General features: G+C 54.0%; 24 protein-coding genes and 1 other RNA gene. 11 read left to right on the top strand and 14 right to left on the bottom strand.

What is annotated here, in order from left to right; all coding sequences use genetic code 11:
* Window positions 1–83: 83 nt before the first annotated feature.
* On the top strand, window positions 84–263 hold the full coding sequence (rsmS, locus tag ACKWMY_RS00230) for a pleiotropic regulatory protein RsmS (RefSeq protein WP_024528403.1): 180 nt from the start codon (window positions 84–86) through the stop codon (window positions 261–263).
* A gap of 30 nt (window positions 264–293) precedes the next feature.
* Here the strand turns inward: rsmS and mscK are convergent, their stop codons facing one another.
* The 3 genes from mscK to acrR form a co-directional block, all read right to left on the bottom strand.
* Complete coding sequence (mscK, locus tag ACKWMY_RS00225; RefSeq protein ID WP_199063371.1) at window positions 294–3686, bottom strand: mechanosensitive channel MscK; 3393 nt, start codon at window positions 3684–3686, stop codon at window positions 294–296.
* 157 nt (window positions 3687–3843) lie between these two features.
* On the bottom strand, window positions 3844–4197 hold the full coding sequence (locus ACKWMY_RS00220) for a DsrE/DsrF/TusD sulfur relay family protein (protein WP_024528401.1): 354 nt from the start codon (window positions 4195–4197) through the stop codon (window positions 3844–3846).
* Window positions 4198–4218: 21 nt separating this feature from the next.
* Entirely contained in the window at window positions 4219–4866 is a 648-nt protein-coding gene (gene acrR, locus ACKWMY_RS00215) for a multidrug efflux transporter transcriptional repressor AcrR (protein ID WP_024528400.1), read from the bottom strand.
* 142 nt (window positions 4867–5008) lie between these two features.
* On the opposite strand from acrR, the gene sdeX reads away from it, so the two are divergent.
* From sdeX to ykgO, 4 genes are all read left to right on the top strand, one after another.
* Window positions 5009–6190: a multidrug efflux RND transporter periplasmic adaptor subunit SdeX gene (gene sdeX / locus ACKWMY_RS00210; RefSeq protein ID WP_024528399.1), complete on the top strand. Its 1182-nt coding sequence runs from the start codon at window positions 5009–5011 to the stop codon at window positions 6188–6190.
* Between the two features lie 17 nt (window positions 6191–6207).
* Window positions 6208–9354, top strand: coding sequence for a multidrug efflux RND transporter permease subunit AcrB (gene acrB, locus ACKWMY_RS00205; RefSeq protein ID WP_024528398.1), 3147 nt, complete (start codon window positions 6208–6210; stop codon window positions 9352–9354).
* 159 nt (window positions 9355–9513) lie between these two features.
* Window positions 9514–9771, top strand: a complete 258-nt coding sequence (locus tag ACKWMY_RS00200) for a type B 50S ribosomal protein L31 (protein WP_065686283.1) — start codon at window positions 9514–9516, stop codon at window positions 9769–9771.
* 12 nt (window positions 9772–9783) lie between these two features.
* Window positions 9784–9924, top strand: a complete 141-nt coding sequence (gene ykgO / locus ACKWMY_RS00195) for a type B 50S ribosomal protein L36 (protein ID WP_021805462.1) — start codon at window positions 9784–9786, stop codon at window positions 9922–9924.
* A gap of 108 nt (window positions 9925–10032) precedes the next feature.
* Here ykgO and ACKWMY_RS00190 read toward each other — a convergent pair whose 3' ends face one another.
* The 3 genes from ACKWMY_RS00190 to ACKWMY_RS00180 are packed head-to-tail and all read right to left on the bottom strand — an operon-like array spanning window position 10033 to window position 12486.
* Entirely contained in the window at window positions 10033–10911 is an 879-nt protein-coding gene (locus ACKWMY_RS00190; RefSeq protein WP_409485703.1) for a metal ABC transporter solute-binding protein, Zn/Mn family, read from the bottom strand.
* A 25-nt stretch (window positions 10912–10936) separates the two neighbouring features.
* Entirely contained in the window at window positions 10937–11794 is an 858-nt protein-coding gene (locus ACKWMY_RS00185) for a metal ABC transporter permease (RefSeq protein ID WP_024528395.1), read from the bottom strand.
* Window positions 11794–12486, bottom strand: coding sequence for a metal ABC transporter ATP-binding protein (locus tag ACKWMY_RS00180; protein WP_211134882.1), 693 nt, complete (start codon window positions 12484–12486; stop codon window positions 11794–11796). The genes ACKWMY_RS00185 and ACKWMY_RS00180 overlap by 1 nt, the downstream gene beginning before the upstream one ends.
* Window positions 12487–12865: 379 nt before the next feature.
* On the opposite strand from ACKWMY_RS00180, the gene ACKWMY_RS00175 reads away from it, so the two are divergent.
* The 3 genes from ACKWMY_RS00175 (at window position 12866) to ACKWMY_RS00165 (ending at window position 13999) form a co-directional block, all read left to right on the top strand.
* Window positions 12866–13219: a hypothetical protein gene (locus ACKWMY_RS00175; protein ID WP_024528393.1), complete on the top strand. Its 354-nt coding sequence runs from the start codon at window positions 12866–12868 to the stop codon at window positions 13217–13219.
* A gap of 157 nt (window positions 13220–13376) precedes the next feature.
* Entirely contained in the window at window positions 13377–13745 is a 369-nt protein-coding gene (tomB, locus tag ACKWMY_RS00170) for an Hha toxicity modulator TomB (protein ID WP_021180141.1), read from the top strand.
* Window positions 13746–13795: 50 nt separating this feature from the next.
* Window positions 13796–13999 carry an HHA domain-containing protein gene (locus tag ACKWMY_RS00165; RefSeq protein WP_021180142.1) on the top strand — a complete coding sequence of 68 codons (204 nt, stop codon included), beginning with the start codon at window positions 13796–13798 and terminating at the stop codon, window positions 13997–13999.
* Between the two features lie 81 nt (window positions 14000–14080).
* On the opposite strand, the gene ACKWMY_RS00160 is transcribed toward ACKWMY_RS00165, so the two are convergent.
* Entirely contained in the window at window positions 14081–15007 is a 927-nt protein-coding gene (locus ACKWMY_RS00160) for a LysR family transcriptional regulator (protein WP_024528392.1), read from the bottom strand.
* A gap of 135 nt (window positions 15008–15142) precedes the next feature.
* On the opposite strand from ACKWMY_RS00160, the gene ACKWMY_RS00155 reads away from it, so the two are divergent.
* On the top strand, window positions 15143–16930 hold the full coding sequence (locus tag ACKWMY_RS00155; RefSeq protein WP_211134868.1) for an adenine deaminase: 1788 nt from the start codon (window positions 15143–15145) through the stop codon (window positions 16928–16930).
* 73 nt (window positions 16931–17003) lie between these two features.
* On the opposite strand, the gene ffs is transcribed toward ACKWMY_RS00155, so the two are convergent.
* An RNA gene (ffs, locus tag ACKWMY_RS00150) (signal recognition particle sRNA small type) lies at window positions 17004–17100 on the bottom strand.
* Between the two features lie 207 nt (window positions 17101–17307).
* On the opposite strand from ffs, the gene ACKWMY_RS00145 reads away from it, so the two are divergent.
* Window positions 17308–17622 carry an MGMT family protein gene (locus tag ACKWMY_RS00145; protein WP_024528390.1) on the top strand — a complete coding sequence of 105 codons (315 nt, stop codon included), beginning with the start codon at window positions 17308–17310 and terminating at the stop codon, window positions 17620–17622.
* Window positions 17623–17675: 53 nt separating this feature from the next.
* Here ACKWMY_RS00145 and ACKWMY_RS00140 read toward each other — a convergent pair whose 3' ends face one another.
* Window positions 17676–18164, bottom strand: a complete 489-nt coding sequence (locus ACKWMY_RS00140; protein ID WP_024484390.1) for a YbaY family lipoprotein — start codon at window positions 18162–18164, stop codon at window positions 17676–17678.
* Window positions 18165–18398: 234 nt separating this feature from the next.
* Here ACKWMY_RS00140 and tesB point away from each other — a divergent pair, with 234 nt between their 5' ends.
* Complete coding sequence (tesB, locus tag ACKWMY_RS00135) at window positions 18399–19262, top strand: acyl-CoA thioesterase II (protein WP_024484389.1); 864 nt, start codon at window positions 18399–18401, stop codon at window positions 19260–19262.
* 52 nt (window positions 19263–19314) lie between these two features.
* Here tesB and amtB read toward each other — a convergent pair whose 3' ends face one another.
* The 5 genes from amtB to ACKWMY_RS00110 all read right to left on the bottom strand — a co-directional run bounded on the left by amtB (window position 19315) and on the right by ACKWMY_RS00110 (window position 25339).
* On the bottom strand, window positions 19315–20601 hold the full coding sequence (amtB, locus tag ACKWMY_RS00130; RefSeq protein ID WP_029711052.1) for an ammonium transporter AmtB: 1287 nt from the start codon (window positions 20599–20601) through the stop codon (window positions 19315–19317).
* A gap of 37 nt (window positions 20602–20638) precedes the next feature.
* Window positions 20639–20977: a P-II family nitrogen regulator gene (gene glnK / locus ACKWMY_RS00125; protein WP_004949337.1), complete on the bottom strand. Its 339-nt coding sequence runs from the start codon at window positions 20975–20977 to the stop codon at window positions 20639–20641.
* 273 nt (window positions 20978–21250) lie between these two features.
* Window positions 21251–23029, bottom strand: a complete 1779-nt coding sequence (locus ACKWMY_RS00120; RefSeq protein ID WP_409485702.1) for a SmdB family multidrug efflux ABC transporter permease/ATP-binding protein — start codon at window positions 23027–23029, stop codon at window positions 21251–21253.
* On the bottom strand, window positions 23022–24797 hold the full coding sequence (locus ACKWMY_RS00115) for a SmdA family multidrug ABC transporter permease/ATP-binding protein (protein WP_409485701.1): 1776 nt from the start codon (window positions 24795–24797) through the stop codon (window positions 23022–23024). Before ACKWMY_RS00115 ends, ACKWMY_RS00120 begins: the two co-directional genes overlap by 8 nt.
* Window positions 24798–24877: 80 nt before the next feature.
* On the bottom strand, window positions 24878–25339 hold the full coding sequence (locus ACKWMY_RS00110) for an Lrp/AsnC family transcriptional regulator (protein ID WP_021180156.1): 462 nt from the start codon (window positions 25337–25339) through the stop codon (window positions 24878–24880).
* Between the last annotated feature and the right edge of the window lie 113 nt (window positions 25340–25452).

The raw sequence follows: 25452 nt of genomic DNA, 5'->3' as shown, positions 1-25452 counted from the left end.
ACTATACTCAGCCAAAGCACAATCTCGTCTCTCCTGCGTTTAAAACACGGGAAGATCCCTTTACTCACACAAACGTTGGACTTATGTCGCTAGAGAATGCCTCCCCAGAATTACAACTGGCGGTAGACTTGATTTACCTGCTGGAATGCAACGAGATCGATCCGGCAACGGCGCTGGCCGCGCTGGACATTGTCAGAAAAGACTATCAGGAAAAGATGCAGCGTGCGGGCATCACCTCACCGTATTTGCCCACGGGCCAATGATCATGGCCCGCTAGCGTTATCATCTGGTTCCTACACCGCAGGTTGCTCACCGATGCCTGGAACCTGCGCCCGTTTGACCTCCTGCACTTCGTTACCCTGCTGGTTATGCAGATACACTTCCAACTGGTTAAAGGCGATATTAATATCGTTCTCACGGCATAGGCGGTCAATCGCCCGGTTCAACTCATCCACGGTATAGCTGCGATCGCGCAGCTCACGCACGTACAACCGCAGTTCATGATCCAGCGTGCTGGCGCCAAAGTTGAGGAAAAAGACCATCGGCTCAGGATCCGTCATCACGCGCGGGTTTTCATGCGCCGCTTGCAACAGCACCGCCTTGACCTTGTCCAGATCAGAGCCATAGGCCACCCCCACTTTAATCAACACACGGGTAATGGTGTCTGACAGTGACCAGTTAATCAGCCGCTCGGTGACAAACGCTTTGTTAGGAATGATCACTTCTTTACGGTCAAAGTCCGTAATGGTGGTCGCGCGAATACGGATCTTGCTGACCGTCCCGGAGTACGTGCCGATGGTAATGGTATCGCCGATCCGCACCGGGCGTTCAAACAGGATAATCAGGCCGGAAACGAAGTTGGCAAAGATTTCCTGTAAACCGAACCCCAAGCCTACCGACAGCGCCGCCACCAGCCACTGGAGTTTGTCCCAAGAGACGCCTAGCGATCCTAATGCGGTGATGGTGCCCACCGCCGTGATCAGATAGGTCAGAATGGTGGTGATGGCGTAAGACGCCCCCTGTCGCAGCTGCAGGCGAGATAACACCAGTACTTCCAGCAAACCGGGCAGGTTACGCGTCATGACGTAAGCAACGATCACCGCCAAGACGGCCACCATCATGTTACCCAGCGTCACCGCCTGGGGGATCACACTGCCCGCCACACTGCTGGAGTAATGCCATAGGGTAACGCTGTCGAGGTAGGAGATCACCGTTACCAGATCCGACCATATCGCATAAAACGCACTGGCGAAGATCAGGAACAACACCATAGTAGTCAAACGCAGCGACTGCTGGTTGATTTGATCCAGCGCCAGAGGGGGCTCCTCTACCGGCTCGTTGCCTTCGGCTCCCTCTTTCTCTTTAGCCAGGCTTTGGCGGCGCGCCAGGGCACGGCGGTAGGCCAACCGACGAGCTGCGACGCTCAGGCCACGGATCGCCGCCAGATAAACGATATTCCACAGGAAATACAGGTACAGGCTATCGATCCAACGGCCAGCCAAACGTAACGTGGTATAGAAGTAACCGGCAAACATCAGCCCTAGCAGGATAACCGGCGTGGCAGCCAGAGCGGTGACCATCAGCAACCGTACTTTATGGGAGTCTTTTTCACGCCAATGGTCGCGGCAGATGGGGAATACCAGCACCGCTAATAGCGCTAACGTCAGGATCACCACCACCTGGCCAATAACATCCTCAACCAATCGCAGCGGCGCTTTTTCACCCAGAACCGACCAGAAGATCAGTGGTAACAGGGCAAGACCCAACCTGAAGGTCTGTCGACGATAGTGCGCACAGCGATCGGCCGGGATAGTAAAATGCCTCTGTGAAATACCTTCGGGGGCCAGCATGCGGAAAGTGAAGCCAAATACCAGCCAGAACAGCGCCAACTGTTGTGACAAGGCCCAGATAAAATCGCTGATGCTGAAATCGGCCCGATAGAACCAGAACCCGGCACCGAGCAGCAGTAAAGAACCCGGTAACACCTTTAATAAGGTGAGCAGAATGGCTTTCGGCGTATGCAGTTGGCTATCACGCTTTAGCTGGCCGACATCATTGGCCAGCTTTTGCAGATGCCTGTCAATCAGGCGGTAGCGCCAGCGCAGTAGGCCAATCACTACCAGCAATGGGATCAGGAACACCAGGGCATGTAGTCCGCCCAACAGCAACTGTCCGGGTTCGAATTTAAAATCCAGCCCGGCCAGTTGTTCTTTCACCGCGCCAGGCAGCCCCTTGAGCCAAGCGAAATCGATAGGCTTGTTACTGTTAACCCAGAAAATCTGCTGGGTCAGCGTGTCCTGTACCGAGCTGTAGACGCTGGTCAGTTGCTGTTGATTAATCTGCAGATTGATAGCCAACGACAGTTGGTTATTGAGCTGCTTATTCAGTTGATCGAGCAGCTCACGGCGCATGTCGACAATTTCACTCAAGGCATCAAGCACGTCACCGTTGGCCTTTTCCTTGCTGTCCGCCACCAGTTTATTGATGAAGTCATCGCCCTTGAACAACTCATCGCGCTGCTGGTTGATCTCAAACTGCTCCAGCCGCAAATCCGCGATCTGAGTGCTCATATCCGCCACCAGCGTGCCCGGCGGCAGGTTTTGCTGCTGCTGATAAAGAATGCGTGATAGCACCAGGCTGCCCTTCAGCACCTGGATCTGCTCTTTCAGGTTTTGTTCCGATTGCAGGCCGCGATCGAGCCAGTTTTTTACCTGAATATTTTGCTGGAACAGGGTATTGCTCTCTTGCGTGGCGGTGATCAGCCGCTGGCTGATTTGCCGGTTGATGTTCAGCTCTTTACTCACCAGCTTGTCGCTCTGGATATCGCTGGCATCCTCCGGATTCTGCGCCTCTTTCGCCGTCTTTTCCGACAGTGTCAGCCGTTTGCTGTTTACCACATCCTGCAATACCTGCACCCGGTGGTCCAGGGCGTCGATGTTCATGGTGGTATAATCACGCTGCTTCTGGAGTAGATCTTGTAGCGTGGTATTGGCTTCCAGGCTTCTGCGTTGCAGGTCTATCTCGGCATTCAGCAACACCTGCTCCGTATTGAGCATGACCTGCTGGGTGTTGCGTAATACCTCTTGCCCCGGCGCACGATTGCTAAGGAGGTTACGGATTTCCTGTAAGCGCTGGGAAGCGGTGTACATACTGCTCTGCACACGTTCGGGCTGGGTCTGTAATGAGATGAGCTGGCTGTTGTAGGTCGAGAGGCTTTCCTGGGTGTCCTGCAGGTCGTCCAACGTTTGGTATAGGCGGTTTTCCAACTGGCGCAGGGAAAGCGGCAGCAATTCGGCTCGCGTTACCGCTTCATCAGCAGGGTTCTTCAGCGACTCCAGATCTCGCGTGACCTGCTGTAATTTGGCCGGTGCCTGCTGAACCTGCTGTTTAAGCTGATTGAACTCTTGCCTGGTGCGATCGAGGCGATCAAGCAACTCCATCGTGCGGGTTAAATCCTGCAAGGATTGTTTTTCGACCGGCGTCAGATTTTTTTGCTTGTTCAGCGTTTCTATCTGGCTCTGAATATCGCTACGCGCGGGGAGATCGCCGCTCTGCGCAGCGAACGAGCCCAAAGGCAGAACCAGCGCCGCCGCCAACAAAAACCATAGCGTAATAATGCGGAATTGGCCCGCAGCGTAAGACAAGGAAACAGTTTGAACTACGGGGAGAATACGCCTGCGACTCATGATTTAACGTCGGTTTAACAATGAAGCGCCAAGGTTATCACGATCGCAGGTCAGCAATGAATAAGAAAAGCGTTGCAGTTGATGAACCGCAAATCCCCGTCGTCTTTCAAGCTACAGCGTTGTTACCTGCGAGCGTTAACCCCAGTCACTTACAATATTAGAAAGTCAGCACTTTTTCTGCCGCCAGCGTCCACTGGGCCAACTCCACCAGCGTGCCAATTTCTACGCCATCGGCCAGCTTCAGTTGGCTGACGCCACGAGCATCGGCACAGGTTTTGCACAGTTTGACCGGCACCTGCTGCGCCGTCAGAATCTCCAGCATCTGCTGCAAATGATAGCCTTCACGCGGCTGCTGCCCGGCAATGCCCGCCACGACCGCATCGGACATCAGAAACAGCTTCAACTGCAGCTCGGGCTGCTGTTCTTTCAGGGTGATGGCCAGACGTAGCGCATTGAACAACGATTCGTGGCCATAAGCCGCACCGTTGGCAATCAGTAACAGAGATGACATTGGGATTCTCCTTATCGAGGTCTAGCGGGCTGGCGCGTTCACACGCAAAGAAGGGCTAAGCTGCGCCATTTCGAGGAAGCTGTCGACCAAGATACTCGCCTCGGCTTTGAGATCAAAGCTTTCCGGCATAAACAGCCAGTTCTCCATCAGGCCGGTGATGTAAGCACGCAGGATGATTGCGGCCCGGCGAGTATGCAGATCGGTAGGGAGTTGCCCCTGCTCCATACTATTGCGTAAAACACGTTCGATACGCTCATAGCCTTCAAGATAAAGCACCTTGCGAGCGTCATGCAACGGCATCATTTCGCCGATAAATTCGCATTTATGGAACACGATCTCCATCAATGCCCGGCGTCGACAGTCATCGACCGTAGCGGTCAGAATATAAATCAGAATTTCTCTTAAAATACGCAGTGGATTATCAGGATACTTTGCCTGATACTCTAACTCCAGATCGCCTATTTTCGACTCTGAGAGCTCCCAAACTTCATTAAACAGGTCTACCTTATTTTTGAAGTGCCAGTAAATTGCACCACGCGTAACCCCGGCAGCGGTTGCGATATCAGTCAAAGATGTTGCCGAAACGCCACGCTCGGAGAATTCCCTCACTGCGGCGTCGAGGATCTGTTGTCGTGTTTCTTGCGCCTGCTGTTTGGTTTTTCGTGCCATGATGTTGTTTTTTAGGGGCGGTGTGATTTACATACATTCGCGAATGTATGTACCATAGCACGCAGATAAAATTAACGCAGCAATGGGTTTTAAAGCTTGTGATCCATTGATCAATTTGAAATCGGACACTTGAGGTTTTTCTATGAACAAAAACAGAGGGTTAACGCCTCTGGCGGCAGTTCTGATGCTTTCAGGCAGCTTAGTGCTTACAGGATGTAATGATAAAGAAACCCAGCAACAGGCCCAACACCAGGCTCCTGCCGTGGGTGTGGTGACGTTGAAGGCTGAACCTCTCAACATTACTACCGATCTTCCTGGTCGTACCGCAGCATATCGCATCGCCGAAGTTCGCCCTCAGGTCAGTGGCATCATCCTGAAACGCAACTTTACTGAAGGCAGCGATATCAAGGCGGGTGTTTCACTGTATCAAATCGATCCAGCGACCTACCAAGCAGCCTATGACAGTGCCAAAGGCGATCTGGCCAAAGCCCAGGCCGCGGCAGAAATCGCGCGTCTGACGGTCAACCGTTACAAGCCTTTACTGGGTACTAGCTACATCAGTAAGCAAGACTTCGATAACGCCAACTCCACCCTGCTGCAGGCTAACGCGTCCGTGGTCGCTGCCAAGGCCGCAGTGGAAACCGCACGCATCAACCTGGCTTACACCAAAGTGACTTCGCCAATCTCTGGTCGTATTGGCCTTTCATCGGTAACCGAAGGGGCGCTGGTGACTTCCGGTCAGGCCAATGCACTGGCTACCGTGCAGCAACTGGATCCGATGTATGTCGACGTGACCCAGTCAAGCAACGATTATCTGCGCCTGAAACAGGAATTGGCTAACGGCACCCTGAAACAGGAAAACGGCAAAGCCAAAGTGAAGCTGCTGCTGGAAAACGGCCAGGAATATGCGCAAGAAGGCTCGTTGGAATTCTCCGACGTGACCGTTGATGAAACCACCGGTTCCATCACTATTCGTGCCATTTTCCCTAACCCGAACGATGCCTTGCTGCCAGGTATGTTCGTGCGCGCCCGTCTGGACGAAGGCGTGCGTACCGATGCCTTGCTGGTTCCGCAACAGGGCGTCACCCGTAACCCGCGTGGCGAAGCTACCGCGATGGTTGTAGGTGCGGACGATAAAGTGGAAGTGCGTACGCTGACCGCCGCGCAGGCAATTGGTGACAAATGGTTGGTGACGGCTGGTTTGAAACCGGGCGATCGCGTCATTGTTTCCGGCCTGCAGAAAATCAGACCTGGCGTTCAGGTGAAAGCGCAAGAAGCTGATAGCAAGCCACAGACTGCGTCTGAACCCGAGAAGAAGTCATAAAAAGGAGCCGGTAATACATGGCTAAGTTCTTTATAGATCGCCCCATATTTGCATGGGTAATCGCCATCATCATCATGTTGGCGGGCATCTTGTCGATCATGAAGCTGCCTATTGCGCAATATCCGACCATTGCGCCACCAGCAGTCACGATCTCCGCCAACTACCCGGGCGCTGACGCCAAAACGGTGCAGGATACCGTGACGCAGGTTATCGAACAGAATATGAACGGTATCGATAACCTGCTGTACATGTCCTCCAACAGTGACTCGTCCGGTAACGTCCAGATTACGTTGACCTTCAACTCTGGTACCGATCCTGATATCGCTCAGGTGCAGGTACAGAACAAGCTGCAGCTGGCAATGCCGCTGCTGCCGCAAGAAGTGCAGCAACAGGGCGTCAGCGTTGAGAAATCAAGCAGCAGCTTCCTGATGGTCGCGGGCTTTATTTCCGAAGACGGTAGCATGACGCAAGAGGATATCGCGGACTATGTAGGTTCCAACATCAAGGATCCTATCAGCCGTACCTCTGGTGTGGGTGACGTTCAACTGTTCGGTTCCCAGTACGCAATGCGTATCTGGCTTGATCCCAACAAACTGAACAACTTCCAACTGACCCCGGGCGATGTTATCGCTGCGATCAAGGTTCAGAACAACCAGGTAGCTGCAGGCCAGCTCGGTGGTACTCCACCGGTGAAAGGCCAACAGCTGAACGCCTCGATCATCGCGCAAACCCGCCTGACCTCGCCGGAGGAATTCAGCAAGATCCAGCTGAAAGTCAATCCGGACGGCTCGCAGGTACGCCTGAGTGATGTGGCCAAGGTTGAACTGGGCGGTGAGAGCTACAACGTCATTGCCCGTTATAACGGTAAGCCTGCTGCCGGTATCGGTATCAAGCTGGCAACCGGTGCCAACGCCCTGAACACAGCGTCAGAAGTCAAGGCAGAACTGGCCAAACTGGAACCGTTCTTCCCTGCAAGTCTGAAAGTTGTTTACCCTTATGACACCACACCGTTCGTTAAGATTTCCATTAACGAAGTGGTAAAAACCCTGATTGAAGCGATCATCCTGGTATTCCTGGTGATGTATCTGTTCTTGCAGAACTTCCGCGCTACGCTGATCCCGACGATCGCCGTGCCGGTAGTATTGCTGGGGACGTTCGCCATCCTGGCTGCGTTTGGCTTCTCGATAAATACCCTGACGATGTTCGGCATGGTACTGGCGATAGGCCTGCTGGTGGATGACGCCATCGTGGTGGTAGAAAACGTCGAGCGTGTCATGGCTGAAGAAGGCCTGCCGCCAAAAGAAGCCACCAAGAAATCGATGGAACAGATCCAGGGCGCGTTGGTGGGTATCGCCATGGTGCTGTCAGCGGTATTTATCCCGATGGCCTTCTTCGGTGGGTCAACCGGGGCAATCTATCGCCAGTTCTCGATTACCATCGTTTCCGCCATGGTGCTGTCGGTATTGGTCGCGTTGATCCTGACGCCTGCGCTGTGTGCCACCATGCTCAAACCGATCCCGAAAGGCGATCACGGCATCAAGACTGGCTTCTTCGGCTGGTTCAACCGCCTGTTTGAAAAGAGCACCCATCACTATACCGATAGCGTAGCGAACATTCTGCGTAGCACTGGGCGTTATCTGGTGATCTACCTGCTGATCGTGGTCGGCATGGCGTTTCTGTTCCTGCGCCTACCTTCCTCGTTCCTGCCGGACGAAGACCAGGGCATCCTGCTGACCATGGTACAAATGCCAGCGGGTGCCACTCAGGAACGTACCCAGAAAGTTCTGGACGAAGTTAACCGCTACTACCACGAGAAAGAAGGCAATAACATTAACTCGGTGTTCACCGTTAACGGCTTCGGCTTCAGCGGCCAGGGTCAGAACACCGGTTTGGCGTTTGTCAGCCTGAAAGACTGGTCTGAACGTAAAGGTGAAGAGAACAAGGTGCCGGCTATTGCAGCCCGTGCAATGGGAGCTTTCTCGCAGATTAAAGACGGTTTGGTATTTGCCTTTAACCTGCCAGCGATTGTGGAACTGGGGACGGCGACCGGCTTCGACTTCCAGTTGATCGATCAGGCTAACCTGGGTCACGAAAAACTGACAGCAGCACGTAACCAGCTGTTGGGCATGGCGGCAGAACATCCAGACATGCTGGTCGGAATGCGTCCAAACGGTCTGGAAGACACGCCTCAGTTCAAACTGATCATCGATCAGGAAAAAGCACAGACACTGGGCGTTTCCCTGAGCGATATTAATACCACTCTCGGCACCGCACTGGGCGGCTCGTATGTGAACGACTTTATCGACCGCGGTCGTGTGAAGAAAGTGTACGTGCAGGCTGAAGCTCCGTTCCGTATGTTGCCGGATGATATTAATAACTGGTATGTGCGTGGTAGCACCGGACAGATGGTTCCGTTCTCCGCCTTCGCCACGGCGAAATGGGAATACGGTTCACCGCGTCTGGAACGTTACAACGGTCTGCCATCAATGGAAATCCTCGGCCAGGCTGCACCGGGTAAGAGTACCGGTGAAGCGATGGACATGATGGAACAGCTGGCGGCGAAACTGCCAAACGGCGTCGGCTATGACTGGACCGGTATGTCCTATCAGGAACGTCTATCCGGTAACCAGGCACCGTCACTGTACGCCATCTCTCTGATTGTGGTGTTCCTGTGTCTGGCTGCTCTGTATGAGAGCTGGTCGATTCCGTTCTCCGTTATGTTGGTTGTGCCTCTGGGCGTCATCGGTGCCCTGTTGGCCGCGACCATGCGCGGGCTGGAAAATGACGTTTACTTCCAGGTAGGCCTGTTGACAACTATTGGGTTGTCGGCGAAGAACGCGATATTGATCGTGGAGTTCGCCAAGGACCTGATGGATAAAGAAGGTAAAGGGCTGGTCGAATCAACCTTGGAAGCGGTGCGTATGCGTCTGCGTCCAATCCTGATGACGTCACTGGCCTTTATCCTCGGGGTTATGCCGCTGGTTATCAGCAGCGGCGCAGGCTCCGGCGCTCAGAACGCAGTAGGTACCGGCGTAATGGGCGGGATGGTGACGGCTACCGTCTTGGCTATCTTCTTTGTACCGGTGTTCTTCGTGGTGGTTCGCCGCCGCTTCAGCAAAAAGACTGAAGATCTGGAACACGCTCATCCGGTTAAGCATCACTGATGCTTTCCTGCTGAAAACCAAGGCCGCGCAAGCGGCCTTTTTTATGTCTGCTATTTAGCCAATAAGCCCAACGCTGATTAACGCTATTTTGGGGGTTGATCCCGACCCCAGAGAGGTGCATAATTATTGTTATAGTATAACATAACACCTGAGGCCATCATGAAAACAGGCATCCATCCAGACTACCGCACCGTGGTATTTCACGATCTCAGCGCCGATACCTTCTTCAAGGTGGGGTCGACCATCAAAACCGATCGCACTATCGAGCTTGAGGGTAAAAGCTGGCCCTACGTCACCATAGATGTCTCTTCCGCTTCGCATCCGTACTACACCGGCAAGCAGAAAGAGTTCTCAAAAGAAGGCAGCACCGCGCGCTTCCAGCAGCGGTTTGGCCATTTGGTTAACAGCAGAAAATAATCGGGGTTGATGATGCAAGTATTGAGTTCACTGCGTTCGGCGAAGGGTCGCCATCCGGATTGCAAAGTTGTGCGCCGTCATGGTCGCGTCTTTGTGATTTGTAAGTCCAACCCGCGTTATAAAGCGGTACAGGGACGTAAGAAGAAGCGTTAAGCCAAAGTGTCATTGGTAGCCAAAGCCCCGTTGCTGCTCAACGGGGCTTTTTTATTGGCAAATGCCACTGCAAAGGGAAAACCCCACCGCACACGGTGGGGATTAAACTTACTTCATGCTGCCAACAATGGCCTCGACGTTGTGTTTGAATGCCTGCACATAGCTGGCTGCCGGACCTTGTGGTTTGGATAGTGCTTCAGGATACAACTCACCTCCCGCTTTCGCCCCTGTTGCCGCCGCGATCTGCTTCACCAAGCGCGGATCCGTTTGGTTCTCAATAAAGTAGGCATTGACCTTTTCCTGCCTGATCTGCTTGATCAGCCCGGCCACATCGCTGGCACTGGCTTCAGCCTCGGTAGAAAAGCCGACTGGGGCAAGGAAGGTGACGCCGTACTCTTGGCCAAAATAACCGAAAGCATCATGGCTGGTCAGCACCTTGCGTTTTTGCTGTGGCACCACCGCGAACTGGGCTTTGGCCCAACCATCGAGCTGCCGAAGTTGTTGAATATATTCAACACCACGTTGGCGGAAATAGGCGGCGTCTTCAGGATCCGCAGCAATCAGCGCATTCATCACGTTGGTCGCATACTGCACGCCATTGTTCATACTGTTCCAGGCGTGTGGATCGGTGACCTGTTTACCCTCTTCTTCCATGCTGCGCGACGCGATCCCTCTGGATGCGGTGATCACCGGCCCCTGATAACCTGAAGCCTTCACCAACCGATCGATCCAACCTTCAAGCCCCAATCCGCTGACAAACACCACATCGGCCTGCGCCAACTGCTTGCTGTCTTGCGGCGATGGCTCAAAACTGTGCGGATCGCCATCCGGGCCAACCAGCGTGCTGACCTTCACATGTTCACCTCCCACCTGTTTGACGATATCGCCAAGAATAGAAAAACTGGCCACGGCCTCAACGGTTTTCGCCTGCGCTAAGGGGCTGGCGAGCAGAGCAGCTGCCACCAGCGTTATGGGTAAAGATTTCATGTTTTCTCCTTGCAGATAGCACTTCTCAATGACGCGCACGGCGCAACATCCCGCCACGCGTCCCAAACAAAATCGACATTAAAAACATCACGCTGGCGCTGAGGACAATTGCCGGGCCTGCGGGTAATGAGGCGTAGTAGGACCATTCCAGACCAACCAGGCTGGCGAGCAGCCCAATTCCGATAGCCACGGCTAATGTCTGCGGCAAATCTCGTGCCCAGAACCGGGCGCAGGTCGCCGGTAGCATCATCAGCCCCACCGACATCAGGGTGCCAAGGATTTGAAAACCGGCCACCAGATTAATCACCACCAAGGCGAGAAAAAGCCCGTGGATCCACGCCAGTAAACCTGGCGAACTTACGCGTAAAAAAGTGCTGTCAAAGGATTCAATCACCAGAGCCCGATACAGCATGGCCAGCATCATCAGCGAAATACTGGTGATAATGCCGACCATAACCAGCGCCTGCGCATCCACCGCCAGGATCGAGCCAAACAATACGTGCAGCAGATCAACGCTAGATCCGCGTAAAGAGACCAGCGTGACGCCCAACGCCAGCGACCCCAGATAAAAACCTGCAAAGCTGGCATCCTCTTTTAACGGGGTTTTGCGGCTCACCAGCCCGGACAGCATGGCCACAGCCAACCCGGCAATAAATCCCCCTACGCCCATGGCTACCAGCGACATGCCGGAAATCAGATAGCCGATTGCTGCACCGGGTAATACCGCATGAGAAAGCGCATCGCCCACCAGGCTCATCCGGCGCAGCAATAAAAACACTCCTAGTGGTGCGGCACCCAGCGATATTGCCAGGCAGGCTACCAATGCCCGGCGCATAAACCCGAAAGAGACAAAAGGATCGAGCAGCAGATGGAGTAGCGTCATTACGCGGCCCCCCTCTGATTAGCCGCCGTCGAATAATGCGCCAACACTAGTTCGGCGTTATCCCAATGGCAGCGTTCGGGGGTGAGCAACAGCGCTTCGGGGAAATGATTGGCTACGGTAGACATATCGTGCAATACGGCAATCACCGTTCTTCCCTCCCGGTGTAACTGCGCAATCACCCGCAACAGCAGCTGAGTGGTTGCCGTATCGATGCCGGTGAAGGGCTCATCCAGTAAAATCAGTGGCGCTTGCTGGACCAACAAACGGGCAAATAGGACGCGTTGCAGCTGCCCACCAGATAGCTCCCCCACCGCCTCACGGGCCATTGAACTCATGCCGACGGTGTCTAAGGCACCGGCAATATGCTGCCTGGAGCATTTATTCATACCGCCAAACAGGCCGCTTTGCGGCCAGCAGCCCATGGCGACCAGATCCTGAACCAGAATAGGAAATTGACGATCCAGCTCCGCCAGTTGTGGCAAATAAGCCATTGCCGGAGCCTTCCCGCCCGCAAAATTTAGCTTGCCACCCAACAGCGGGTGCAACCCGGCCAACGACTTCAATAACGTAGATTTACCGGCGCCGTTAACGCCGATCACCGCCGTTAATGAACCGGCGATAAAATGACCGCATAACGGTGGAAACAGAGGAGTGTGGTCATAACCCACGATGGCATTTTGCAGCGTCATCATGGCAGTGCCACCGCCCACGCAATGGCTAGCCATAGCAGGATCAGCAACAGAGTAACGGCACCGCAGCGCAAAACCGCGGCTGAAGTAAACAGGGTTACGGGAAGGAAAGGCAGCATGATTATCGCCAAAAAGATCACCAAAATGTAATAATATAACATCACACAAGCTGGAAATTCTCAAGTCAATCAAGTGCGAATAATGCAACGGAACGTAACATTTCCAGGCTATCGAACCGATGATGCTGGATGGGCAGCAGAACTATCGAACGGTAAAAATCTCAAAGCTGGGTAAAAAAGCGTTATTCAGTGAAAAGTTTGCCCATCAAGGCTGGAAAAGGAGTAAGATAGAGGCATAGAATATGATACAACCAGATATCCAAATGCTAGTGACGCTAAGCCGTTGTCCCGAAGTAGACACACTTTCTGTGAAACAATTAAGAAAAGTGGTCGGTAATCAATTATCTGACTTGGTACCGGCGCTCACCAGTGGGCTAAGCTTTTACTCCGAGAATGCACGCTATGTGGAAGGCTCATTAGAAATCATTGAGATTAACTGCATCAGTAATAGCGAGTATTCAATGAGTTACCGCTATCAGTGGTCGATTTTTAACGGATGCCTGGATATCAGTGGTGACGAATACATAAATGATTCTGTCACTTTTACCCTGACGGAAAAGGGTTTGGTGTTTGAGGTTATCGACAACTCACGGCCATCAACCGCTGACGAATTGTAAGTTTCGGTAATAGTAACAAGCTAGATGGCAAAAAATGATTTATATTTAATATGCTGAAAGTTTATTAAGCCTGAGCTAAGCTTTACAGCATATGATGTTAAGTCAATGTACTCACAGAGTGTTATCAACACCGAAATTAAGACTGACGGGGGATGATATGGATGAGTATTCGCCTAAAAGGCACGATATTGCTCAACTCAAATTCTTATGTGAAAATTTGTACGACGAAGGCATCGCCACCTTGGGTGACAGTCATCACGGCTGGGTAAACGATCCAACGTCTGCCGTCAATCTGCAGCTTAATGAGCTGATCGAACATATTGCTTCGTTTGTAATGAGTTTTAAAATTAAATACATGGACGAAGGTGATTTATCGGAACTGGTCGAAGAGTACCTCGACGATACCTACACGCTGTTTAGCAGTTACGGTATTAATGACTCCGATTTGCGTCGCTGGCAAAAAACCAAGGCACGCACATTCAGATTGTTCTCAGGAGAGGGCGTCTGTACGACGATGAAAACTTAGGGGATAATTATCCTCAAATAATTTTATGGTTAATAAGACTAAAGGTTATCATGACAAAAATTGACTATCTGATGCGTTTGCGTAAATGCACCACGATTGAAACCCTTGAGCGCGTGATCGAGAAAAATAAGTACGAACTCTCTGACGATGAACTAGAGCTGTTCTACTCTGCCGCCGATCATCGCCTGGCCGAACTGACCATGAACAAGCTGTACGATAAAATTCCGGTCGCCGTTTGGAAATTTGTAAGATAATCAAAGTAGCCTTGCGTTGAGCCGATAATATTATCGGCTTCAATGGTCGGTCAGATTAAGTATTATCTTAAAAATGCAAGTTTACTTGCCTCTGAGTTGGAAATCGTGCAGTAGCAACTGGAAACAGTTTTCAATTAAAGGCGAGTGATTTTGTTTTGCGCTGCGCATAAGTGCCACAGTGCGGCTCAGTAATGGCTGTTGTAATTGAACAACGGTTAATTCTTCATCGTTTAAATGCGTCGTATAAAGCTGCGGCAAAATAGCCACCGCTAATTGTGACCGCACCAAACCATACAGCGTTTCCAGAAAATCGACCTGATAACGCGCCGTTAAGTTCAGACGATGGCTTTCCGCCAATGCCGACACCAATCGACTGCTATTCCCTTTCGAAAATACTGCAATATCCCTGTTAGCCAATTGCCGCCAGGGCAGATGATGTGGATCCGCCAAAGGATCGTCCCGATGCATCACCGCCACAAACGGATCTTCCTGCAACGGATAAATCTCAAGCCGATCTGGCACCGAGCTGTCCAAAGCCCCAATGCCGAAATCTATCTGCCCATTTTCCAACTGTAGTAGCAGGGAATCATTGGTTTGATCGTGGAATTCTACGCGTAAACGCGGGAAATGTTGCGCCAGCAATCGCGGTACCGCAGGAAACAGCAGGTTGCTCACCGAAGGCACCAGACCGATACGTAACGTGCCATCCCCTCCGGCCAACATGACGCGCTGCATATCATCAAAGGTAGCGTGAGCCACATTCAGCAGCCGCTGCGCATGCGGCAGGATCGCCGTGCCTAGTTCCGTCAGGGTCACCGCAGAGGCCGTTCGATTGACTAACTTCCCGCCAAGCACGGTTTCGACTTGCCGCAGCGCACTGCTTAACGCGGGTTGGCTGATCGCCAGACGGCTGGCGGTATCGGTGAAATGTCGTAGCTGCGCCAGGGTCACAAAGTACTGAATTTGCTTGAGGGATAGCGCGGGTAACCGTCGCCATGGCTCGGACATAGCCTAACCTGCCAGGAAAAGAGGTAAACGTTTGCCACAGCATAAACGTTTCTTATCGCACAATAAATTAAATCATCTGTGCAAAGCTTACGCTCCCACCTACAGTAACCCCTTACTCTTATTCCGGGGATTATCATGACCACCTTTTCTGTCAGTAACGGTGAACGCCAACGTGCCGTACAGGCCGCGCTGGGCAATACGCCGTTTGATCTCTTGCTGACCAATGCCAACCTGATCGACATGGTCACGGGCGAAATCCGCCTGGTTGATATTGGCATTGTCGGCCCGCTGATCGCCAGCGTTCACCCCTGTGGCGCCTTGCCAACGGCACATCGGACACAAGACCTGGCGGGAGCCTACCTCAGCCCAGGTCTGATCGATACCCATGTGCACGTTGAGAGCTCCCATCTGCTGCCAGAACGCTATGCCGAGATCGTCGTCGCACAGGGCACCACCACCATTTTCTGGGATCCTCATGAACTAGCGAACGTGCTTGGCGTTGCGGGAGTGCGCTACGCGGTAGATGCCAGCCGCAATCTGCCTCTACGGGTGATCTGCGCTGCACCTTCCAGCGTGCCTTCGACCCCTGGGCTGGAAATGTCCGGTGCCGACTTTGGCGGTAATGAGATGGATACCATGCTAGCCTGGCCCGAAGTAGGCGGTGTGGCGGAAGTGATGGATATGCACGGCGTGCTGCACGGCAGCGAACGGATGCAGGAGATCCTCAACGCCGGGCTTAACAGCGGAAAATTGATTGAAGGCCATGCGCGCGGTTTGAGCGGCCCGCAGCTGCAAGCCTATCTTGCTGCAGGCGTAACCTCCGATCATGAGCTGACCTCTGCTGCCGATGCTCTGGAGAAACTACGCTCTGGGCTGACGCTGGAGATCCGGGGCTCTCATCCTTATCTGTTGCCTGAAATTGTTGCGGCATTAAAATCTCTGCCGCACTTCTCCTCCCAAATCACCCTCTGCACTGATGATGTGCCACCCGATATGCTGCTGGAGAAAGGCGGCGTTATCGCCCTGCTCAATCTGCTGATTGAACATGGATTACCGGCCACCGATGCACTACGGATGGCTACGCTCAATGCCGCCATACGCTTGCAACGTAACGATCTGGGCCTGATTGCCGCAGGAAGGATCGCCGATCTGGTCGTCTTTGATTCCCTGGAACACCTCCAGGCCCGGCGGGTTTACGTTGCTGGCCAGTGTCTGGCAGAGCAGGGAAAAATGCTGACTCCAGTACAAGCCACGCCAGGCGTATCCGCACCACGTGACACACTCCATCTTTCACCATTGGCCGCAGATGATTTCATCATGCGGGTTGCGGCCATCCGTCACGGCCAGGCCACGTTGCGCCATATCAAAGGGGCACGTTTCACCCAATGGAATGAAACTACGGTAGAAGTGCGCGACGGCAAGGTACAGCTCCCGCCGGGGTTCAGTCTGATTTGGGTACAGCATCGCCACGCCCGGCACCCAGCCAAGCCTCAGTTGGCATTGCTGGAAGGTTGGGGAGAATTACGGGGGGCAATTGCCACCAGCTACTCTCATGATTCGCATAACCTGGTGGTGCTGGGCCGCGATCCTCATGACATGGCGCTGGCCGCCAACGCGCTAATTGCCACCGGCGGCGGCATGGCTCTTAGCCAGAACGGTGAGATATTGGCGCAGGTGGACATGCCGATCGCCGGAATGCTTTCCGATCTCCCCGCCGCACAGCTGGCAGAGCAGTTTAAAAACCTGCGCGATCTGAGTGCCAAGGTTGCAGACTGGGAACCCCCCTACCGGGTGTTCAAGGCGATTGAGGGCACCTGCCTGGCATGCAATGCCGGGCCGCACCTGACGGATTTGGGCCTGACCGACGGCACAACGCGCCAGATCGTCGATCCGCTGGTTGCCTGCTGGGAAACCCAGGCATAAACATCATATAGGCAAGGCATCGGCGGCTTGTCGGTGCTTTTTTAGGAGGTGGGGAGTTAGAAATTGGTGGGGACCCTACCAGCTACATCCCGGCACACACGTCACTCGCTACGGCTGCTTCCTTCCGGATCTGACCGAGTTCACCAGTTAGTGTTGCGGGAGAACCAACAGGGCCCCCATTGACGGCTTCTTGAATTGCGAAGCGGTGGGCATTATCGGTGATGGCCAAGCAAATAGCAAGCCAACCGGGAGCAACCGCTGTTTTCTTACCCATCTCGCCCGTCGCACCTGAGTTTAGATTGGTGACCGAGTAGCAATGTTGCTAAATTGTCAGGAGCAAATATTCGCCGCTCAACTCATCACGCAGGAAGAGAGTCATGCAACCAGAAGATGCTACCTTCAGCCAACGCGTATTCCATATCGTGGCCGCCATTCCTCCTGGCAAGGTCACTACCTACGGCGAAGTTGCGCGGCTGGCAGGCTCACCCCGTGCGGCACGTCAGGTTGGCGGCGTATTACGGCGTTTACCAGAGGGCAGCACCCTGCCCTGGCACCGGGTCATTAATCGGCACGGGCAGATCTCACAGCAGGGTGAAGATTTTCAGCGCCAACGACAGGCGTTACTGGCAGAAGGGATTATTTTTGGCCCGCAAAGCACGGTTGATTTTGAACGGTATGGTTGGCACTGGTAAAAAAACAGCCCTTGGCCAAAGGCACAAAGGCTGTCAGATGTAGGCATTGCTGCTTACGGAGCTGGGGTAGGTGCAACCTGAACCGGAACGTTTTGTACCGGTACCAACAGCAGATCGGCCTGAGTCCCGTTACGGTTGATCACTTCCTGAATGGTGTCGGTGATAAACATTAACTGGCCATTCACCGTAATCGCCGCGCTCAGGATGATACGCGCATTAGGCTGAATGTCCGCTGGATTGTACGGTAGCGTAAAGCGGAACGGGCTCTGCAAACCTTCAGTACGCATCGCCTGCTGTGAAATCACTCGTGAAGGGGCATCAGCAAGTGATGCATCGGACAGGGTCACTGTCAGTACCGCATCCGGTGGCAGCGCGATACGCTGGCGAATATTAACTGAGCCCTGCACCACCGGGCCTTGGATCTGCGTTTGCGAAGCCGCAGCGTTAGCCGTCTGCGTTGGCACATCCGCATTCTTGTGGGCACAGCCTGCCAGTGTGATCGTCAATGCGGCTGCTCCCCCTACCATTTGCCAGAGTTTCATGGGTCGGTCTCCTTTATTATTAGTCACATGTTGGTGGCTTAAACCACTACACTGATTAAACCTAGCACAAAATACTAACAACTGCCTATCGGACTAGGCCTAAATAGCCCTAAGGCCTCATGACGCAGCCCCTGACTGCGGTAGCTTCCCCCGCAGAAATAACGCAATATATTGACGTCCTGCCATCATATTCAGCACACTGCGCAACATGATGACTAAAAGGATCGCCACTTTATGAGCCAGGCACTGCACAACCTCCTCGAACTGCTGGATTTGGAAAAAATTGAAGAAGGTTTATTTCGTGGCCAAAGCGAAGATCTGGGGTTACGCCAGGTCTTTGGCGGTCAGGTGGTTGGCCAGGCGCTGTATGCCGCCAAGCAAACCGTTCCTGCGGAGCGTATCGTTCACTCCTTCCACAGCTATTTCCTGCGCCCTGGGGATAGCAGCAAACCGATAGTTTATGACGTAGAAACCCTGCGTGACGGCAATAGCTTCAGCGCGCGCCGCGTTAGCGCCATTCAAAATGGCAAACCCATTTTCTATATGACGGCCTCCTTCCAAAGCCCCGAGCAAGGTTTTGAACACCAAAACACCATGCCGGATGTCCCACCGCCGGAAGGATTGATGTCGGAGTCAGAAATAGCACAAAAGCTGTCGCATATGCTACCTGAAAAAGTGCGCGACAAATTTATTGGCCCGAAGCCGATCGAAATGCGCCCGGTGAAATTCCACAACCCGTTGAAGGGCAGCGTGGAAGAGCCGTATCGCCACGTCTGGTTCCGTGCCAACGGCACCATGCCGGACGACCTGCGGATCCATCAGTATCTGCTTGGCTACGCCTCCGACTTCCACTTCCTGCTGACGGCGCTACAACCACATGGCGTCGGTTTCCTCGAACCAGGCATGCAGGTGGCGACCATTGACCATTCCATGTGGTTCCACCGCCCGTTCCGCATGGACGACTGGCTGCTGTATGCGGTAGAAAGCACCTCAGCCTCAGGTGCCCGTGGCTTTGTACGCGGCCAGTTCTACACCCGCGACGGTGTGCTGGTAGCCACGACGGTGCAAGAAGGCGTTATCCGCAAGCGCGATGTTTAAATGAAAAAGGGGCGATGTTTCCATCGCCCCTCAGAGTTTAATTCAACATATTTTACTGGTTATAAGCATTCTCGCCGTGGCTGTTCACATCCAGGCCTTCGCGTTCCTGCTCTTCCGGTACGCGCAGCCCCACCACGGCCCCGGCTACCTTGAAGGCGATAAACGCGGCCACGCTCGACCACACCAGCGTCACAATAACGCTCAGCAACTGGACCCACACCTGATGCCCCATGGTAACGCCAGCGGCGTAGCCCGTTCCGCCCAGTGATGAGGCGGTGAAGACGCCGGTCAACAGACAGCCAACGATACCGCACACCCCGTGCACACCAAACACATCACAGGTGTCGTCCACTTTCAGCCATTTCTTCAGCGTTACCACGCCCCACAAGCCAGCGACACCGCCTATCAGGCCAATAATCAGCGCACCACCTACCCCCACGGTACCCGCCGCTGGCGTAATCGCAACCAGACCCGCGATACAGCCCGAGCAGGCTCCCAGCAGAGAAGGTTTACCGCGTACGACCCACTCGGCGAAGGTCCAGGAGAGGATTGCACCGGCAGTGGCTATCACCGTGTTGAGGAACGCCAGCGCCGCAATACCGTTGGCCGCACTGGCCGAACCGGCGTTGAAGCCAAACCAACCGATATACAGGATCGAGGCACCGGTAAACACCATCGGCAGGTTGTGTGGCTTGAAGGCCTCTTTACCATAACCAGCACGTTTACCCAACAGGTAGGCCCCTACCAGACCAGCACTGGCGGCGTTGATATGCACCACGGTACCGCCCGCAAAGTCCAATGCACCGTCGGTTGCCAGGAAACCACCGCCCCAAACCATATGCGCAATCGGCAGGTAGGAAATCGTGAACCAGATGGCGGCAAAAATAACCACCGCAGAGAAGCGAATGCGTTCAGCAAAGCCGCCCACCACCAACGCCACGGTAATACAGGCGAAAGAGCACTGGAACGCCACGTGGATCATTTGGCTAAAGGTGCCGGTCAGGCTATCGATCCCGATCCCTTTAAGCATCACGGTCTGGAAGCCACCGAAGAAGGCATTACCTTCGCTGAACGCCAGGCTGTAACCGTAAATAACCCACAGCACGCACACCAGGGCAAAGGTAACTGTCACCTGAGTCAACATGGAGAGGACGTTCTTCGAGCGCAGCAGGCCGCCGTAGAACAGCGCCACGCCCGGTAAGGTCATAAACAGCACCAGCGCGGTGCAAATCATCATAAAGGCGTTGTCTGCCTTGTCTGCCACCGCCGGAGCGGCCAGAGCCAAAGAAGGAACCAGGGTTACCAAACTCAGGCCCAACGTGGATAACAGTCTTTTCATTATCAATCCATCCCCATTCAGTTGACTGAGCCTGCGATCACAGAGCCGCTTCGTCGGTTTCGCCGGTACGAATTCGAATCACACGTTGCAATTCGGCAACGAAAATTTTGCCGTCACCGATCTTGCCGGTGTAGGCCGCCTTGCTAATCACATCAACCACTTCATCCAGCTGGTCATCGGCAATAGCGATATCAATTTTGACCTTAGGTAAGAAATTGACGCTGTACTCTGCCCCGCGATAGAGCTCGGCATGACCCTTCTGGCGGCCAAAGCCTTTGACTTCGGTTACGGTCAGCCCCTGAATACCTACAGAGGATAAGGCTTCACGTACGTCCTCTAACTTGAATGGTTTGATCACCACGGTAACCAGCTTCATATTGCCTCTCCACGATTAAGCCCAAAAACTTACCCCCGGTACGAGTCATACAAAGCAAAGGCTGTGCCACAAATTATTTTGTATTTAAATTCAATTACTTATGTTATTTAACCCATAATCAGAGTCTAGCTCTGGACGAAAGCAGAGATCGCCACCTGGGGATCGCGCACCTTTTTGGTGCATTGCGCGTTGGGAAAGTGCAGTAGGAGGGAGTTGAAAAGTGCTATTGCCTGTTGGTGGTGCGGGCTCCTGGAGCGGAGCCCTTGCTTAAAGTTATGCGGGCTGAGTTTCGTCGCGAGCCGTGGCAGCCAACTCTTCGCCCACCAGTTGTAACTGATACATCTGGTAGTAGCGGCCCTGCTGTGCCAACAGCTGCTGATGGTTTCCCTGCTCCACGGCATGACCGCGATGCAGTACCAGAATAGAGTCGGCATCCACAATGGTTGAAAGGCGATGGGCGATCACCACCAGCGTCGTCTGCTCGCGGATCAACCGTAAGGCACGCTGGATCGCCTGCTCGGTGCCAGAGTCGATGTTTGCGGTCGCTTCATCCAGGATCAGGATCTGCGGTGCCTGGACCAGCACGCGCGCCAAGGCCAACAACTGCTTCTGTCCTACGGACAGGTTATTCCCCTGCTCCCCCAGGCGCGTATGGATGCCCTGTGGGAAGCTACGTACCAGTTCCCCCAGTTGCACCGTTTCCAGCGCCTGCCAGACCGCTTCTTCACCGATAGAGCGACCAAGCGTGACGTTCGCCAGCACCGATTCCGCCATCACCACCGGATCTTGCTGCACCATAGCAATGCCTTGGCGCAGGGTACGATGTGAAAGGCTGGACAACGGACGACCATCCAGACAAATTTCCCCTTCGCTCAGCGGGTAATAGCCCATCAACAGGTTAGCCAGGGTGCTCTTTCCGCTGCCGGTATGGCCCACCAGGGCAACAAAACCCCGTGACGGAACCTGCAACGAGATGTGCTGCAGCACTTTTTTGTCGCTGCGGTAGGCAAAGCTCAGGTCGCTGACATCGATACGGCCGCTCGCCAGCGGACGATCGTCACTGCCATAGCTCTGCTGGCTGCGATCCATCAGTTCGAAAATACGCTCACCTGCCACTACAGCCTGCTGCAATATCGATTGCTGGGCAGTCAGCTCAATCAACGGTTCGTTCAATCGGCCAAGATAGTTGATGAAGGCATACAGCACCCCCACACCAATCGCGCCTTCGCCGCTGAAGCCAAACAGCATCAACAGGCCGCATAGTACCAGGGCAGAGAACAGGCTAAGCAACGGCCGCAACAGGAAACCATCCAGCCGCAGCGTCTGCATCCGGGCGGTATAATGCGAGCGGCTGGCCGCGCTCATGCGCTCACCAAAGCGGATCTGTTGGCGGAACTGCTGGATCACCCCCATGCCGCTGATCACTTCGTTGAAGCCGTCGTTGATATCCGCCAGGTAGCTACGCATCCGCCGCACGATCGGCGTGCTGTAGTATTGATAGATCCCCATCACCACCAGCACCGCTGGGAAGATGCAGATCGCCACCAGCGCCATACGCCAGTCCAGGCTGAACATCGCTACCAGCATCGCCCCGATCAGCGCCGCACTTTTCAGTACCGTGGACACCACCATCACATAGAGATCTTTGATCACTTCGGTATCGTTGGTCACCCGCGAGATCAATTGCCCGACAGGCTGGGTATCAAAAGCGCTCAGCGGTTGGCGCAGGGCCGCGTCCATCACGTCGGTGCGCAACCGCTGTACCACCCCGACCGCCACCCGATTAAACAGAATGGCCTGGAAATAGTGCAACGCCGCAGCGAGCAGTTCCAGCAGGATATAAGCCACAGCCAGGGAGCTGACAATCACCAGCGGCAACAGCCCTTTGGCAACGTAGTTATCAATAAAGTAGCCGATCAGAATTGGCCCGGCGACTTCCGCCGCCGCCGCTACCCACAACATCAATACCGCCAATCCCAAGGGTTTACGATATGGCAAACCATAGGCCAGCAAACGTTTCAGCGTTGGCCACATGTTTTGTATTTTACTCATCGGCCAAAACCTCCTCGGTGCTATCAGGAGCCTCATCCAACGCCGCTTCCAGTTGCTGATAACGATACATGTCGCGATACCAACCAGGCTCGGTAGCCAATTGCCCATGCTGACCGCGCTGTACCACCGAGCCGTGTTGCATCACCAGGATTTCGCTGGCTTCCGTCAAGGCCGAAAGGCGGTGTGCACTGATGATCACCGTGCGGTTTTGCCCCCAACTGCGCAGGTTATGCAGGATTTGGTGTTCAGTGCGCCCATCCACCGCCGAGAGAGCATCATCGAGGATCAGAATTTCCGCTTCCAGCAATAGCGCCCGCGCGATGGAAATACGCTGTTTCTGGCCACCAGAAAGCATCACGCCACGTTCACCCACCTCGGTCTCGTAACCTTGAGGCAAACGCAAAATATCTTCATGTACGCTGGCCAGGCGCGCTGCCTGTTCAATCTGTTCCTGAGTGGCCGCCGGGTTGCCCAAGGCAATATTATTGGCCACGCTATCGGAGAACAGGAACGGCGTCTGGCTAACGACCGACAAGCGTGAACGCCACTCATCGAGCTTGATCTGGGTAAGTGGCAAGCCGTGATAGCTGATATGGCCGTCATCAATATCGAATTGGCGCTGGATCAACGAAAGCAGCGTCGATTTGCCCGAGCCGGTAGGCCCACACAACCCCAACATTTGCCCCGGTTGCAGCTGTAGCGCCACGTCATGCAGCGCTGGTTTGTTGGTTTGCGGATAATGGAAGGCGTTGATTTCGACACTCAGGTTGCCGCGCCCGGCGGGCAAATCGAACTCACCATCCTTCACGGCCGGCGCCTCTTCCAGCAGGCTGCGGATACGGCTATAGGCGGCACTGCCGCGCTCGACGATGTTGAACATCCAGGCCAGTGCCAGCATCGGCCAAATCATCAGGCCAAGGTACATGACAAAACTGGTCAGTTGGCCCAGCGTGAGAGAACCGTTAACCACCATCCAGCTACCGCCGCCGATCGCCAGCAGGTTGGCCGCACCGATAGCGATGTAAATCGTCGGATCAAAGCGCGCATCAACTCGCGCCACGTGCATATTCTTCGCGCCGGTTTGCGCTGCCACTTCGGCAAACTGGTTGGACTGATGATCTTCCAGGCCAAAAGCCTTGATCATACGAATGCTGGTCATGCTCTCCTGTGCCTGATCGTTAAGGCTGGAAAACGCGGCCTGCGCCGACTTGAAACGTTGGTGCAGTTGATCGCCATAGTATTTGATGACGATCGCCATGATCGGCATCGGGATCAGGGAAAGCAGGGTCAATTGCCAGCTGATCTGGGTGCTCATCACGATCAGCACCGCCAGCCCCATGACCAGAGAGTCCACCAGCGTCAGCACGCCTTCACCGGCGGCAAACACCACGCGGTCGACGTCATTGGTCGCTCTGGCCATCAAATCGCCGGTACGGTGGCGCAGATAGAAGGCCGGGTTCTGACGGCTGAGTTGGCGATAGAAGTTTTCCCGCAGTTCGACGGCCAGCTGGTAGGAAGCCCCAAACAACAGCACTCGCCACACGTAGCGCAACAGATAAACCACAATGGCGGTACCAATCATCAACCCCAGCCAGGCCATCAGTACCTTGTTGGACATCTGATCCTTGGTGACGCCATCAACAATGATACCAACCAGCTTAGGCGGCAGTAGTTGCAATATGGCAATGGCAATCAGTAGCACCACGGCCCCGAGGTAGCGGCGCCACTCGCGGCGGAAATACCAGCCGATTTGAGCAAAGAGTCTCACGCAGTTTTATTCCAGACAATATCCGACAAATTACCGGCTGCAGCCCTGCAACCTTAACATTCAACAGTAGAGTGACGATTTCACTCTGGCACGGGTAGCGCCGTGGTGTATTTGATTTTTTCCATCGCGAAGCTGGAAGTGACATCAATCAGCCCCGGCACGCCGGTCACCAGGCGTTTATAGAAATTGTCATAGCTTTTCATGTCCGCCACCTCAACCTGCATCAGGTAATCATACTCCCCCGCCATACGGTAAAACGCCAACACTTCCGGCATCTGCGCGGTGAGATCGACAAATTTCTGATACCACTCGCTGCTGTGCTGCTGGGTTTTTATCAGCACAAACGCCGTCAGGCCAAGCCCGAGCTTTTCATTATCCAGCAGCGCGACGCGTGCGCGAATGTAACCTTCATCTTCCAGCCTTTTTAGCCGTTTCCAGCAGGGCGTTGAGGTCAGATTCACCGCTTCGGCCAGCACTTGCAGCGATTGCGTACAGTCCTGTTGCAGCATGCACAGCAGTTTTCGGTCAGTTTTATCCAACATAAGGTGATTTCATAGAAAATATTTCTCCCATTAGGCGATTAAACAGGAAAAATGGCAATCCTTTTTTCTCGCTGAACCGCTATGCTACTGCATAAATTAAGACCCTATTTTGA

The sequence above is a fragment of the Serratia sp. J2 genome (assembly GCF_046269175.1).
GTDB classification, from domain to species: domain Bacteria; phylum Pseudomonadota; class Gammaproteobacteria; order Enterobacterales; family Enterobacteriaceae; genus Chania; species Chania fonticola_C.
This window is presented reverse-complemented; position numbering and strand designations above follow the sequence as displayed.